Origin of the sequence: Microbacterium sp. KKR3/1, assembly GCF_021272365.1 — a bacterium.
Taxonomy (GTDB): Bacteria; Actinomycetota; Actinomycetes; order Actinomycetales; family Microbacteriaceae; genus Microbacterium; species Microbacterium aurugineum.
Genome location: NZ_JAJSDW010000001.1, coordinates 2,331,345 through 2,344,817, shown reverse-complemented (window position 1 = coordinate 2,344,817; position 13,473 = coordinate 2,331,345). Strand labels below are relative to the sequence as shown.

The 13,473-nt window shown below is 65.9% G+C and carries 14 protein-coding genes; 5 read left to right on the top strand and 9 right to left on the bottom strand.

Annotation, left to right across the window (positions count from 1 at the left end; all coding sequences use genetic code 11):
* The first annotated feature begins 17 nt into the window (after positions 1-17).
* From LVJ59_RS11175 to trxA, 4 genes are all read left to right on the top strand, one after another.
* Complete coding sequence (locus LVJ59_RS11175) at positions 18-2,150, top strand: DUF6049 family protein (protein ID WP_232763058.1); 2,133 nt, start codon at positions 18-20, stop codon at positions 2,148-2,150.
* Positions 2,143-3,759, top strand: coding sequence for a murein biosynthesis integral membrane protein MurJ (gene murJ, locus LVJ59_RS11170; protein WP_232763057.1), 1,617 nt, complete (start codon positions 2,143-2,145; stop codon positions 3,757-3,759). Before LVJ59_RS11175 ends, murJ begins: the two co-directional genes overlap by 8 nt.
* 92 nt (positions 3,760-3,851) lie before the next feature.
* A complete protein-coding gene (gene trxB / locus LVJ59_RS11165) occupies positions 3,852-4,832 on the top strand; it encodes a thioredoxin-disulfide reductase (protein ID WP_047522317.1) in 981 nt (326 codons plus the stop codon).
* A gap of 64 nt (positions 4,833-4,896) precedes the next feature.
* The gene (gene trxA, locus LVJ59_RS11160; protein ID WP_232763056.1) at positions 4,897-5,220 is read left to right on the top strand and encodes a thioredoxin; all 324 of its coding nucleotides are present in this window, start codon (positions 4,897-4,899) and stop codon (positions 5,218-5,220) included.
* Between the two features lie 260 nt (positions 5,221-5,480).
* Here the strand turns inward: trxA and LVJ59_RS11155 are convergent, their stop codons facing one another.
* From LVJ59_RS11155 to LVJ59_RS11135, 5 genes are all read right to left on the bottom strand, one after another.
* Positions 5,481-5,984, bottom strand: a complete 504-nt coding sequence (locus LVJ59_RS11155) for a hypothetical protein (RefSeq protein WP_232763055.1) — start codon at positions 5,982-5,984, stop codon at positions 5,481-5,483.
* Positions 5,984-6,298, bottom strand: coding sequence for a hypothetical protein (locus tag LVJ59_RS11150; RefSeq protein WP_232763054.1), 315 nt, complete (start codon positions 6,296-6,298; stop codon positions 5,984-5,986). Before LVJ59_RS11150 ends, LVJ59_RS11155 begins: the two co-directional genes overlap by 1 nt.
* On the bottom strand, positions 6,282-7,700 hold the full coding sequence (locus tag LVJ59_RS11145; protein WP_232763053.1) for a hypothetical protein: 1,419 nt from the start codon (positions 7,698-7,700) through the stop codon (positions 6,282-6,284). The genes LVJ59_RS11150 and LVJ59_RS11145 overlap by 17 nt, the downstream gene beginning before the upstream one ends.
* On the bottom strand, positions 7,697-8,413 hold the full coding sequence (locus LVJ59_RS11140) for an ABC transporter ATP-binding protein (RefSeq protein WP_232763052.1): 717 nt from the start codon (positions 8,411-8,413) through the stop codon (positions 7,697-7,699). Before LVJ59_RS11140 ends, LVJ59_RS11145 begins: the two co-directional genes overlap by 4 nt.
* Positions 8,414-8,491: 78 nt before the next feature.
* On the bottom strand, positions 8,492-8,725 hold the full coding sequence (locus tag LVJ59_RS11135) for a hypothetical protein (RefSeq protein WP_232763051.1): 234 nt from the start codon (positions 8,723-8,725) through the stop codon (positions 8,492-8,494).
* A gap of 320 nt (positions 8,726-9,045) precedes the next feature.
* Between LVJ59_RS11135 and LVJ59_RS11130 the strand changes: the two genes are divergently transcribed.
* Positions 9,046-9,327 carry a helix-turn-helix transcriptional regulator gene (locus tag LVJ59_RS11130; RefSeq protein ID WP_232763050.1) on the top strand — a complete coding sequence of 94 codons (282 nt, stop codon included), beginning with the start codon at positions 9,046-9,048 and terminating at the stop codon, positions 9,325-9,327.
* 243 nt (positions 9,328-9,570) lie between these two features.
* On the opposite strand, the gene LVJ59_RS11125 is transcribed toward LVJ59_RS11130, so the two are convergent.
* From LVJ59_RS11125 to LVJ59_RS11110, 4 genes are all read right to left on the bottom strand, one after another.
* Positions 9,571-9,906, bottom strand: a complete 336-nt coding sequence (locus LVJ59_RS11125; RefSeq protein WP_131491656.1) for a tryptophan synthase subunit alpha — start codon at positions 9,904-9,906, stop codon at positions 9,571-9,573.
* Positions 9,907-9,915: 9 nt separating this feature from the next.
* Positions 9,916-11,364, bottom strand: a complete 1,449-nt coding sequence (locus LVJ59_RS11120) for a sugar porter family MFS transporter (protein WP_232763049.1) — start codon at positions 11,362-11,364, stop codon at positions 9,916-9,918.
* A gap of 62 nt (positions 11,365-11,426) precedes the next feature.
* Positions 11,427-12,398, bottom strand: coding sequence for a ParB/RepB/Spo0J family partition protein (locus LVJ59_RS11115; RefSeq protein ID WP_131491655.1), 972 nt, complete (start codon positions 12,396-12,398; stop codon positions 11,427-11,429).
* Complete coding sequence (locus LVJ59_RS11110) at positions 12,398-13,273, bottom strand: ParA family protein (RefSeq protein WP_232763048.1); 876 nt, start codon at positions 13,271-13,273, stop codon at positions 12,398-12,400. Before LVJ59_RS11110 ends, LVJ59_RS11115 begins: the two co-directional genes overlap by 1 nt.
* Positions 13,274-13,473 lie beyond the last annotated feature (200 nt).

The following is a 13,473-nucleotide window of genomic DNA, read 5'->3' as shown; positions in this document are numbered from 1 at the left end:
GCCCGAGGAAGACCTCCATGACCGCGATCACCCCCGAAACCGGCCTCCGTGCGCGCCTGCATCGGCTCGCAGGCAGGGCCGCGGTTTTCGCGATCGCAGCGGGCACCTGTGCCCTGGGTGCGCCGGGCGCCGCTTTCGCCGCGGACCAGGCCCCGAAGGACGACGATCAGACCGTCGAGCTGCACGTCTCCGCCGGCATGCGCGGACTCATCGCTCCGGGGTCGTCGACCTCGGCGACGCTCACTCTCGACAACGGCACGGACACGAGGCTCAGCGGTGGACAGGTCGAGGTCGAGCTCAACCGCACACCCCTGCCTGACGATGCGGCGGTGACGAGCTGGCTCGACGACGGTGAGGCTCCCGGCGAGTTCGCTGCGATCGGGGCCGACGACACCGAGCCGATCGATGCGGGCGCCTCCGCGACGACCACGATCTTCGTGCCCGAAGACACCCTCGGCGACCTCGCCCCCGGCGTGTACCCGCTGCGCGCGGAGCTCACCGGGGCGAAGACCGGCGAAGACGCGGCGGCCGAAGCGGACACGACCGCGACGACCGTCCTGATCGTGGCGGACTCGCAGACCACGCAGATCGGCGTGATCGTTCCCCTCACGGCGACGCCGGAAGGCGGTGCGCTGCTGAACGCCGAAGAGCTCGCAGAACTCACCGCCGCCGACGGCGCGCTTACCGCCCAGCTCGACGGGATCGCGGGAACGACGGCCGTGATCGCGGTCGACCCGTCGATCCTCACGGCGATCCGGGTGCTCGGCACGGCCGCTCCTGACAGCGCACGGGAGTGGCTCACACGGCTCGATGGGCTTCCGAACGCGCGGTTCGCCGTGCAGTTCGGGGATGCGGATGCTACGGCGCAGGCACAGGCGGGGTTGCCCGAGCTGCTCCAGCCGACGACGTTCGCCCCCTTCTTGAACGCCGCGGACTTCCCGCAGACGCCGGAGACGGTCGCCCCCACGGACGGCACGGGCGCAACACCCGGCCCGACTCCCGGTCCCACGGACTCCACCGCGCTCCCGACGGATGAGGAGCTCACCGCGGTCGAGGGTGCGCTGCCGCGAATCCTCTGGCCGCACGATGCGCTGACCGAGACCGACCTGGCCGCGTTCACCGGGTACCTCGGAGAGGGGACGACCACGATCGTTCCCTCGTCGGCGGTCGGTGGACAGAGCGCTGCCCACGCGACCGCGTCGGGCCATGATCTCCTCGTCACCGATGCCACCACGTCCGAGGTGCTGTCAGAAGTGGCCGCCGAGGGTGACAGTGTCGACCGCCAGCGCCTGCTCGCCGAAGCGACGGCGCGACTCCAGTTCGCTCAAGCTCGTTCCGCCGGCGCTCCCCTGCTCATCGGCTTGGACCGCGATGAGAATCGCCGCGCGGACGCTCTCCGCGACGCGATCTCCGCGGCGGACTCCCTCGGATTCGAGTTCTCCGCGCTCCGGGCGACGACACCCGTCGCGGCGACTCTGACCGCAGAACCCGACACCGCGCGCTCGGCCGCCGTGACGACGCTCCTGGCCGACGAGGGCAAGCTCACCGCCTTCTCGTCCATCCTCGAGGACCCGCAGGTGCTGCTGAGTCCGGAGCGCATCAGGATCCTCCGCACACTCGCCGTCGGGACCTCGGCGAACGCGTTCACGGAGGACCTCGCCGATCATCAGGCACAGACGCGCGCGACGCTGAACGCCGTGAACATCCCGCCGTCCAGCACCATCCAGCTGCTCGCGGCCAACGCCGACCTCCCGATCGCGGTCCGCAACGACCTGCCGTGGCCGGTGACCGTGCAGCTCTTCGTCTCGCCCACTGACCCCCGTCTCGACGTGAAGCCCATGACCGAGACGGTCGTGCAGCCCAACTCGACGACGCGGGTGAAGGTTCCGGTGTCGGCACGGGTGGGCAGCGGCGAGGTCGATCTGCGCCTCAGTCTCTACAGCCCCACGGGTGTGCAGATCCAAGGGGATCAGACCGTCCGGGTCGCGGTCCGTGCCGAGTGGGAGACGATCGGCCTCGTGATCTTCGGAGGTCTCGCGGTCCTCCTGATCGCCCTCGGCGTGATCCGCACCATCCGCCGCAAGCGCCGTGAGACAGCGGCGGAAGACGAGGAAGCCGTGGCCACGGAGCCCGAGGAGAAGCGTGACTAGTCTCGGACGCGCGAGCGCCATCATCGGAGCCGGCACCATGGTCTCCCGCGTCACGGGGCTGCTGCGCAGCATCGTGCTGGTCGGTGTGATCGGCTCGGTGGCCTCCGAAGCAGCAGACGCCTTCACCTACGCGAACCAACTGCCCAACAGCGTGTTCTCCCTGATCTCGGTCGGGGTGCTCACCGCCGTCATCGTGCCGCAGATCGTCAAGGCGACAGCCGATGCCGACGGCGGCAATGCGTTCATCTCGAAGCTCTTCACCCTGGGCACCGTGGTCCTGGTGGTGGTGACGGCCATCGCGACAGCTGCCGCTCCGTGGCTCGTGCATCTCGTGGCCGGCAAGGCCAACGAGGCCACGCTCGCCCTCGCCACCGCGCTCGCGTACTGGTGTCTCCCGCAGATCCTCCTCTACGGCCTGTACGCGATGCTGGGCGAAGCTCTCAACGCGCGCAAGATCTTCGGTCCGTTCACCTGGGCCCCCGTGATCAACAACATCGTCTCAATCGCCGGGTTCATCGCCCTCGGTGCGCTGTTCGCTCCCGTGTCCACGAAGGCCACCGACTGGACGCCCTCGATGATCACCCTGCTCGGCGGCACGGCCACCCTCGGCATCGCGCTCCAGGCCGTCGTGCTGCTGGTGTTCTGGAGACGCACGGGACTCGCCTTGAAGCCCGACTTCCACTGGCGAGGCGTGGGTCTCGGCAATGTCGGACGACTCGCCGGGTGGACGTTCCTGATGGCCTTCGCCAGCCTTTCCGCCGGGGTCCTGCAGGGATACATCGTCAGCGAAGTCGCGGGACTCGGCGCATCTGCGACGGTGACCGCGAACGCCTGGTTGATCTTCATGCTCCCGTACTCGGTGATCGTGCTCTCGATCGGCACGCCCTACTTCACGCAGATCAGCGGGCACGCCGCGGCCGGCCGCCACGACGAGGTCCGCTCGGACATCGCGAGGAGTATCCGCACGTTGCTCTTCTTCATCGTCGCGGCGACGGCGGCGGTCGCTGCCGCGGCGATACCCGCGTCACGTGTCTTCACCGAATCGGCGGCGGACGCACAAGCCGCCGCTCTGGTGCTGATCGCGTACCTCTTCGGTCTCATCCCGCTCACGATCCTGTTCATCGTGCAGCGCACCTTCTATGCGTATGACGACACGCGCACTCCGTTCTGGTTCACGATCATCCAGTGCGCCCTCATCGTGGGAACCGCTCTCATCGCCCTCGGCTTGCGGGAAGCGGACATCATCCCGCTGACTTCCCTCGCCGCCGCTGTCGCACTCGGGCAGTCACTCGCAAGCACCCTGCAGATGATCATCGCCACCTGGCTGCTGCATCGAAAGATCGGTGGCCTGCACGTCCGCTCGTGGATGCTCGCCATCCTCCGTTTCGCGATCGCGGGCGTGCCCGCCGGTCTTGCCGGGTGGGGGACCTTCCTGCTGCTGGGAGGAGTGGACGGCTGGGCCACGTCGGGCGTCATTCCGGGCATCTTCGGCACCGCGATCATCGGCCTCGCCGTGGTCGTGGTCTACGTCGCCATCCTCGCCGCCATGCGGGCCCCGGAACTCAAGGCTGCCGGTGGTCTGGTGCGCAGGTTCCTTCCCGGACGCTGAGCCTCCCGCACTGGGCGGGGGAATGCCTCGCGGTTACCATGGGTTGAAGCACTCGAAGGTCATTCGACTGCAGTTTCTAAGACGGAGAGCACATGCGTCAGGTCATCATCATCGGCTCCGGCCCCGCCGGATTCACGGCTGCCATCTACGCGGCCCGAGCGAACCTCAAGCCGCTGCTCATCGCGAGCTCGGTCGAGGTCGGCGGCGAGCTGATGAACACCACCGAAGTCGAGAACTATCCCGGGTTCCCCGAGGGCATCCAGGGTCCGGAGCTGATGGCGAAGTTCCAGGAGCAGGCGGAGAAGTTCGGCACCGAGGTCGTCTACGACGACGTCACCGAGCTGCAGCTCGACGGACCCGTCAAGAAGGTCATCCTCGGCAGCGGTGTCGAGCACGAAGCTCAGTCCGTGATCTATGCGACGGGCTCGGCGTACCGCAAGCTCGGCATCGAGGGAGAAGAACGCCTGTCCGGCTACGGCGTGTCCTGGTGCGCCACGTGCGACGGCTTCTTCTTCCGTGAGAAGACGATCGCTGTCGTCGGCGGCGGCGACTCGGCGATGGAGGAGGCGACCTTCCTCACTCGTTTCGCGGAGAAGGTCTACGTCATCCACCGCAAGGACACGCTGCGTGCCTCGAAGATCATGCAGGAGCGCGCGTTCGCGAACGAGAAGATCGAGTTCGTGTGGAACAGCGAGGTCGCCGAAGTCCTCGGTGGCGACTCCGTCAGCGGCGTGCAGCTGCGCTCGACGGTCGACGGCACCCTGCGCGACCTGCCGATCGATGGTCTGTTCATCGCGATCGGCAACGACCCGCGCACCCACCTCGTGCACGACAAGCTCGAGTTGACGCCCGAGGGCACGATCTGGGTCGACGGCCGCTCGTCGAAGACCTCCGTGCCCGGCGTGTTCGCCGCGGGCGACGTCATCGACCCCACGTACCGTCAGGCCATCACCGCTGCCGGCACGGGCACGGTCGCGGCCCTCGACGCGGAGCACTTCCTCGCGGACCTCGAGGACGCATCCGTCGAGGTCCCGGCTGCGGAGGCCGCCGAGATCCTCACCGCCTCGGCATAGTCCGGGAACACTTTCCCCTCGTCGGCTGTTGTAGCAGACGAACCTCGAATCAAGGAGAACTCTGATGAGTGCAAAGGCTACGAGCCAGGCGACCTGGGAGCAGGACGTTCTGCAGGCCGACGGTCCCGTGCTGGTGGACTTCTGGGCCGAGTGGTGTGGACCGTGTCGTATGGTCTCGCCGGTCCTGGACGCGATCCAGGCGGACAACCCCGACAAGATCACCATCCTCAAGCTCAACGTCGACGAGAACCCCCAGCTGGCCATGAAGTACCAGATCACGTCGATCCCGGCGATGAAGGTCTTCCAGGGCGGAGAGGTCAAGACGACCATCATCGGCGCCAAGCCGAAGCCCGCGCTCGAGAAGGACCTCGCCGCGTTCATCGGCTGACGTTCTGAGCCGAAAGGGCCGCACCTCCCGGGGAGGTGCGGCCTTTCTCGTTTTCTGCGTGTGAGTCGCACGTGATCGGCGGTGCGCGCGCCGCTGTCGCGATCAGTCGCGACAGGCGTTGATGGACGGCTGCCCCGACGTTGTCCGGCGTTCCCTCCTGGTGACAGGACTGTTTCGTGTTGAAAACATCTAGACAGCACCCGCGTAGCCCTCTGTCGGCCCCGTGCGTCCGCTGATGATCAGCGCGGAATGCGAAGCGTCTATACCCGGTTCCATGATCGGGCGCCGATGAGCATGATGCGCCCGTCGTTGAATGCCGGGGTGAGGAAGAGGGCGTGAAAGAGGAACCACCCCTGAAGCTGTACGTGGGGCACGGCTAGCCACAGCAGCATCCCGATCACGACGCAGAGCGATGGTCCGGCGACGGCGGTGAGGAAGGCGTCGCGTCCGCGGATCGAGCCGTGCGGACGCACAGAGATCCGCAGCAGCGTGCGCTCCAGGGTGATCGTGGTCACCCCGGGCGACCACGACAGGAGTATGGCGTGCCCCAATTCGTGAATCGCGAACGATGCGCACAGCCCGCAGACGTAGTGCATCCCTACCACGAGCAGCGCACCGAGGATGCCGGGCTGGTCGAACACGATCGCCGCGGCCGAGGCCGCGGCCATCGACGTGCCGAAGACAAGGTTCACCGGCCAGACGGCGAGGGACAGCCAGCGGATCACCGTGCGCGGGCGGAGTCCGGTGACCGTGGTTGACCACATCACTCGGCTTCAGCGAGGAGCTGCCTCTTCCGCTCGCGGAGCTGATCGTGCACGACCATCACCGCGACGAGGAGCACAGTGATCACGCCGACCGACAGCACGAGCGGGATCGGGTCGGCGAGACCCACTCCGAGTTCAATGGTGTCGCGAGGAGTCTGCCTCACATCGACGAACACGGCGCCGAAGAATCCGAGGCGTTGGCCTTCCGATGAACCCGCCGAGAACATGAGCCAGATCGCCGTGACGACAGCGGCACCGACGGTGGCGACGAGGGCGGCCACGAGACTCCCGATGAACCTAAACAACCACTTCATGACGTTCGATCCTTTCGATCTTCTGCATCCCGATGACGGAGAGAATTCCGGCGCACGCGGTCACGGCCGCGAGCACCACCGTGCTGAACCATGTCGGCAGCCCGAGCACGCTCGTGCCGAAGAGAAGGGTTCCGGTGACCAGGGCGGCCACCGCGACGCCGACGATCACGGAGAACGGGTTGCCCTTCTCGGGCGGGAAGGCGATCCCCGCGAGGGTCAGGACGACCGTGTTCGAGGCGCAGAACCCGACGACCATGATGATCTCGCTCCATCCGATCCCGGTGAGGGCGGACAGGATGCCGACCGGCACGGCGCAGACGAAGAGAGCGAACAGCTGCGGGCCAAGCACGAGCAGGTAGCGCCGGACCGTGCCGTGCCGACGGGGACCGCACGCCCGGAGAGGCTCGGTCGACACGAAGGCGTATGCGCCCTGGATCGTAACCGCGATGAGGAGGAAGGGCGGGAGGCGGACGTCGGCGACGAACAGCGCGTAGGATCCGGCCAAGACGAGGCCGTAGACCGTGATGGTCTCGATGGCACGGACATGCGCGAGGAAGTAGGCACCGAACTCCGACGACCCGAGCACCCGCGGGATGCGTGCGAAGCGCCGGGTCGGGTCGAACTGGCGCGGAGTCGCCGAGCAGACGAGGGTGACGAGCAGCGCGACCGCGGCAAGCCACGCGCCGACTGCGGCGAGGAGGCCGTGCGCGGCGGCGAGGTCGGCGAAGATCAGTTGGGGCGCGAAGTACTCGCCTTCTCCGATGGCGGCGAAGAGCACGCGCTCCGATTGGCTGGAGACGGCGACCGCGAGAGCGATGAGCGTGCCGGCGAGGACGATCGGTACGAGGAAAGCCCGCAGTCGGGCGAGCCGGAATTGCAGGAGAGCCCTCTCGAGGAGCAGGTAGTAGACACTCGCCAGAAGGTAGGAGACGCACGTCGGCAGCACGAGGCATGTCACAACGTCGTCGAGCACCCCGAAGCCGCCGATCGCGAGCGTACCGGCGACGAGCGCCCCGAGGATCACCGTGACCCCGATGCCCACGAGCATCGCCTCGAAGAGCATGAACCCGAGAGTGCGTGCCCGGTTGGTGAGCGGGAAGCCGAATGTGAGCTCGACGAGGTCGCTCGATTTCATGAAGAGGACGCGCACGAACGTGAAGATCGCGAGCACCCACATCGGGACGGCCGTGCCTGCGACGCGCAGCAGGGGCACGAGCAGTGCCGGATCGGCGATGAGCTGGCGGAGGGTAACGATGCCGAACGCGCAGAACGCCGCGAACGCGAGGAGCGCGGCGGCGGCGAGTCCGTAGCGGACCGCGGCGAGCCGGAGCACCCCTCGGCGGAGTATGCGGCGGACGAGGAAGAGCGACAGGAAGCCTGTCAGCGTCAGGACGGGCTTCACGCCATGCCCCGGGACGAGCTCATGGCGCGCTTGACGAGGTCGTCGACGGAGCCGAACTCGTCCTGCACTTGTCGCATCGGCAGATCGTAGGCAAGTTCGCCGCGACACAGCACGACGATGCGGTCGCATACCGCTTCGAGCAGTCGGAAGTCGTGGCTGCACAGCAGCAGAGCGTCGGCCTCTCCCAAGTCTCGTGCGTCGCGCTCGAACTCAAACAGCGCATCGACGTCGACGCCGTTCAGGGTCTCGTCGATGATCGTCAACGGGCGCCGCAGCAGCAGGCTCGAGATGAGCTGCACCTTCTTGCGCATGCCGTGCGAGTAGTCCTCGATGAGATCGAGCTGCCGCGCCTCCATCTGGTAACGGGCGAACAGGTCGTCCAGCCGCGACGCGTCGACCTCCTGGCCGTAGAAGCGGTGCATGAGGTCGACGTACTCGCGTCCGGTGAGGAACTGCGGCAGGTAGTCGTTGCTCGCGACGTAGACGAGGCTCTCGCGCGAGACGCGTTCCTGGTGCGAGCGGCCCGCGATGCGGATGTTACCGCGTCGCAGCTGCAGGAGATCGGCGATCAGACGGATGAGCGTCGACTTCCCCGAGCCGTTCGGGCCGACGAGGCCGACGCGCTCCCCGGGCGCGATCTTCAGTGAGAGGTCGCGCAGCACCGGGGTCCGCCTCGCATAGGCGAACTCCACGGCGGAGACATCGAGCAGCATTCGGTTCCTTTCTTCGCGTGCGGCGGACCCTCGGCGGACCCTCGCGGATGCGCCGAGAGTCCGCCGAGGACGAGTGCGCTAGATGCACTCAAGCCAGAGGGACGTACCTTTGTCGCTCCACGACCAGTTCCCACTGAAACGCCTGCCTCCATTCGCGAGGAAGCACCACGCGGCCATCGACGCGAGGAAGGCCACCCCGAACACGAGAAGCGCTGCGAGAAAGACGAGCCACCAGCCGTCGAAGCGCAGGAGCGCTTCATCGAGAGCGTCGTGCACTCGACGCTTCAGCAGCGTCGGTTCGATCACAGTCATCACGGACATAAAATCACCTCCAACCATTGGTCAAGAAACTCGATATCGAGACAAGCGGTCCTTGTGCTTGCCCCGCTCCTTGTCGGAGTCGAGACCTACTGAGACTGGACTGAGAAGGACTGAGCATCCCGGATCAATATTCAGCCGGCACTACGGGTGGTATCCAGAAAGTATGTTTTCTGGAAATCACCTGGTGGCCAGGCCATAATCATCAGCCCTCGCCGAGACTTGTACCGGAATACAGGCATACAGGAATACAGCGTTATGGGTTATGCGGCTATGGGCCATAGTGTTGTGCGTTCGGAGGCGGAGGGGGATTCATGCCGTCACGCATCACACACCTGCTTGCGCGTGGCTTGATCGCGTACCGGGTTGATCGAAACGTCTCTCAGGAAGAGGCGGCCCATTTGATCGGCTGTTCGATCCCGACCTACCGGACCCTTGAACACGCGGATCCGCATCAGGACCGCCTGGCGAACCCGAGGCTAAGCACCCTGATGCAAGCCCTTACGCTCCTCGGCCTTGACGCCCCGCTGGTTCACGCGCTCAAAGAAGCTCTTGAAGACCCCGAGGGGTCTGCTGCACGGGTGGGTGACATCTGATCTGGCTTGTCCGGGAGGGTGGCCTGGAAGGATATTGCTGTGCCCAACGTTAGTCGAGTGAGTTTCGCGACCCGGCGAGGAGTTGCAAGTCGCTGCTCGCACGCTCGGCTCCGATACGCGTGCGTCGTGCCATGGCGAACTCCCTCGTGTCGACAAGTTGGTATCTTTTTACCAGTCTGTCACACGGGGTGAAGATTATGTTCAGAATCTGGTGACGTCAAGCCACCCGTCACCACCCCGTGCTCAGGAGGCGTCGGCGACGGTGGGGTCCCAGCGACGGTGGCGCTGGGTCTCGTCCAGCAGGCCCCACACGGCAGAGGTCAGTTCGGGGTACTCCAGGGCGATCTGTCGCAGCACCCGATAGTGCCGGGCGGCATTGGGTCGCACGCCGTCGTTCGCGTTGATGTTGTCGGCCCGGAGGAGGTACACGACGAGCTCGTCGATGCTCGGCAGGTCTTCCATGAACTCCCAGGGGTCTTCGCCCCCGAGAAGACGCTCCTGGATGAGCACCGCGAGTTCGTCAGCCGCCTCGGCGCGCAGCACTTCCAGGCTGGCGCGGCGCTGTACGGACTCGGACATACGTCAAGCCTACGTCTCCCGTACGACCTTCCGGCGCCGTACGGCCAGTTCATCGCTCATCTCCTCGAGCTCCTTGCCCTTCGTCTCCGGCACCTTGAAGAACACGAAGAAGAACGAGAGGAGAGCGAAGAACGCATAGAACCCGTAGGCGAACGTGAGACCGATCTCCGCAAACGCGGGGAACGTCGTCGAGATGAAGAAGTTGGCCACCCACTGGGCCGCGGCGGCGACGGCGAGAGCTCCCGCGCGGATCGAATTGGGGAAGATCTCGCCGAGGAGGACCCACACCAACGGACCCCAGCTCGCCCCGAAGAAGACCACGAAACCGTTCGCGCAGATCAAGGCGATGGTCGCCCAGGGATCGGGAAGGGTCGCCGTCCCCTGCGCATCGAGTGTCCCGAACGAGAACGCGAGCGCCATGAGTCCCAGCGTCACCGTCATACCCACCGAGCCGACGAGCAGCATGATGCGTCGGCCGACCCTGTCAACGAGCAGGATGGCGACGATGGTCACCACGATGTTCGTGACCGACGTGATCACCGACGTGAGCAATGCGCTGGATTCGTCGAAGCCGACCGACTGCCACAGGGTGGTCGAGTAGTAGAAGATCACGTTGATGCCCACGAATTGCTGGAACACCGAGAGCAAGATCCCCACCCAGACGATCGGCTTGAGGCCGAGACGGCTTCCGCGCAGGTCGCGCAGCGACTCCGAGCGTTCGGTGTCGATCGTGCCGGTGATCTCCGTGATCTTCGCATCGACGTCGATCGTCCCCGTGACGGTCTCCAGCACCTCTGCGGCACGCTTCAACTCGCCCTTGCGCACCAGGTAGCGCGGTGATTCCGGCAAGCGCAGCGACATGATGCCGTAGACCAGCGCGGGGATGGCCTCGACGATGAACATCCAGCGCCACGCGGTGAGTCCCCACAGCGGCTGATCGGCGGCACCGGCGATGCCCGCGAGCAGAGCATCGGAGAGCAGCGCGGCGAAGATACCGGTCACGATCGCGAGTTGCTGCAGTGAACCCAGACGACCACGTATCGCGGCCGGCGATACCTCGGCGATGTAGGCAGGGGCGATGACGGACGCCGCACCCACCCCGAGTCCGCCGATCACACGCCAGACGATGAGGTCGACGACACTGAACGCGAGCCCGGAACCGATCGCGGAGACGAAGAACAGCGTCGCAGCGCCCACCATCACCGGGATGCGTCCGTACTTGTTGGACACCGGTCCGGCGAACCATGCACCGACCGCACAGCCGATCAACGCCGACGACACCGCGAAGCCCTTGAGAGCCGTTCCGAGATCGAACCCAGAGACGTCACCCGCGAGCGCGTCGACGGCGCCGTTGATCACCGCGGTATCGAAGCCGAACAGGAATCCGCCCAACGCCGCGGCGATACTGACCGCGATCACGCGGCGTTGGACGCTTCTGGGACCCTCTGCTGCGGACATGACATTCCCCCCTCGTCGTCGAGATGACGCGAGTCTAAGGGACCGAAACGGTCCCGAGGATGTCATCGCGCCGAGCCGTAGCCGCTTTCGCCAAGCTCCTCGAGGATCCGATTGAGGTCCTGAATGGAAGCGAAATCAATTGTGACCTGGCCTTTACGAGCACCGAGGGCGATCTTGACCCGCGTGTTCAGTCGGTCGCCGAGTTTGCCTGCCACCTCGTCGAGATACGCGCGGCGCGCCCCCGGGGTCGCCTTCGCCGACTTGCCGGCGGCCGGCTGCGCCTTCGCCGCCTCCTCCGTCGCGCGCACGGAAAGATCTTCGTTCACGACCTTGTCGGCGAGGCGCTGCATCGACTCCGGAGTCTCGAGGCTGAGGATCGCGCGGGCATGTCCAGCCGTGAGCACTCCGGCTGCGACCCGCTGCTGCACCGGGACCGGCAGCTTGAGCAGACGGATTGTGTTGCTGATCTGCGGACGCGAGCGACCGATCCTTGTCGCGAGCTCTTCCTGGGTGATGCCGAAGTCATCGAGCAGTTGCTGGTACGCCGACGCTTCTTCCAGCGGATTCAGCTCGGAGCGGTGCAGGTTCTCCAGGAGGGCGTCGCGCAGAAGGTCTTCATCGGCGGTGTCGCGGACGATCGCGGGGATGACGTCGAGACCGGCCTCACGTGCGGCACGGGTACGCCGCTCCCCCATGATGAGCTCGTAGTCGCCCGTCGCGTTCTTGCGGACGACCACGGGCTGCAGCACACCGAACTCGCGGACGCTGTGCACGAGTTCCGCCAGGTCATCGGCATCGAAATGCGTACGCGGCTGTCGGGGGTTCGCGACGATCGAGTTCGGATCCACCTGGATCAGGTGGATTCCGGGCACCTCTTCAAGCTCAGGAGTCTCGGAATCCGGACCGATCGTCGCCTCCGTCTCCGCCGGTCGCAGACTGGATCCGGGGAAGAAGACGTCGACGGGACGCTCCGCCTGATCTGCGGTGGGGATCAGCGCCCCGATTCCCCGACCGAGCCCTGTGCGCTTCGCCATCATTTCTCCTTGCTCTGCGTCGCCATGCGCGACGCGATCTCGACGGCAGCTTCGCGGTAGGCGATCGCGCCGGCGGACTGCCCATCGTAGGCGATCACCGTTTGGCCGAAACTCGGGGCCTCCGACACTCGGACGGATCGAGGGATCACCGTCTCCAGCACCTGATCCGGGAAGTGCGTACGCACTTCTTCCGCGACCTGCTGCGCGAGGCGCGTACGTCCGTCGAACATGGTCAGCAGGATCGTCGAGAGGTGAAGAGCCGGGTTCAGGTGCTTCTGGATCATCTGGATGCTCCCGAGGAGCTGACTCAGACCCTCCAGTGCGTAGTACTCGCATTGGATCGGGATGAAGACCTCAGATGCGGCCGTGAACGCATTGATGGTGAGCAGTCCGAGCGAAGGAGGGCAGTCGATGATGACGAAATCCATCGCGTTGTCGACGAGGTAGTCCTCCAGTGCTCGACGGAGGCGGTGCTCCCTCGCCACCTGGGCGACCAACTCGATCTCCGCGCCCGCCAGGTGGATGGTGCTGGGGGCGCAGAAGAGGTTGGGGTCTTCCGGGCTCGGCTGCACGATCTCCGCGAGAGGGAACTCGTCGATCAGGACGTCATAGACACTGGGGGTGTCCGCGCTATGGGGAACTCCCAGGGCCGTGGATGCGTTTCCCTGCGGGTCGAGGTCGATGACCAGCACCTTCGCCCCCAAGCCAGCAAGCGCCGAGGCGATGTTCACTGCCGACGTGGTCTTGCCGACGCCGCCCTTCTGGTTGGAGACGGTCAGAACTCGGGTATCCCCCGCGAACTCCACCTTCGCTGCCTCAAGCGCGCGCCTCCGGGCAGAGAGGTCGGCGAGTTCCCGCGCGAGCGGTGTGTCCATCCCGAACGATTCGTTCGCCGATGTCTTCTCGGACTGTTTCACGTGAAACATCCACTCCTTTCGGGGCCGCGTTCCACTCTAATCGCACGGGGCGACGTTGGATGACGACGAGGCTCTCCCGCGCTCGTCACGGTTCTTCGGAGAAGGTCCCGACGGTCGTTTCACGTGAAACATCACGCCTGGGGGCATCTATACGAACG

Coding starts and splice junctions, on each gene's coding strand:
- LVJ59_RS11155 (WP_232763055.1), bottom strand. CDS start 5,984: ATGTGGTCAACCACGGTCACCGGACTCCGCCCGCGCACGGTGATCCGC.
- LVJ59_RS11140 (WP_232763052.1), bottom strand. CDS start 8,413: ATGCTGCTCGATGTCTCCGCCGTGGAGTTCGCCTATGCGAGGCGGACC.
- LVJ59_RS11150 (WP_232763054.1), bottom strand. CDS start 6,298: ATGAAGTGGTTGTTTAGGTTCATCGGGAGTCTCGTGGCCGCCCTCGTC.
- LVJ59_RS11120 (WP_232763049.1), bottom strand. CDS start 11,364: ATGTCCGCAGCAGAGGGTCCCAGAAGCGTCCAACGCCGCGTGATCGCG.
- LVJ59_RS11175 (WP_232763058.1), top strand. CDS start 18: ATGACCGCGATCACCCCCGAAACCGGCCTCCGTGCGCGCCTGCATCGG.
- trxB (WP_047522317.1), top strand. CDS start 3,852: ATGCGTCAGGTCATCATCATCGGCTCCGGCCCCGCCGGATTCACGGCT.
- LVJ59_RS11130 (WP_232763050.1), top strand. CDS start 9,046: ATGCCGTCACGCATCACACACCTGCTTGCGCGTGGCTTGATCGCGTAC.
- LVJ59_RS11110 (WP_232763048.1), bottom strand. CDS start 13,273: ATGGACACACCGCTCGCGCGGGAACTCGCCGACCTCTCTGCCCGGAGG.
- LVJ59_RS11115 (WP_131491655.1), bottom strand. CDS start 12,398: ATGGCGAAGCGCACAGGGCTCGGTCGGGGAATCGGGGCGCTGATCCCC.
- LVJ59_RS11135 (WP_232763051.1), bottom strand. CDS start 8,725: ATGACTGTGATCGAACCGACGCTGCTGAAGCGTCGAGTGCACGACGCT.
- trxA (WP_232763056.1), top strand. CDS start 4,897: ATGAGTGCAAAGGCTACGAGCCAGGCGACCTGGGAGCAGGACGTTCTG.
- LVJ59_RS11125 (WP_131491656.1), bottom strand. CDS start 9,906: ATGTCCGAGTCCGTACAGCGCCGCGCCAGCCTGGAAGTGCTGCGCGCC.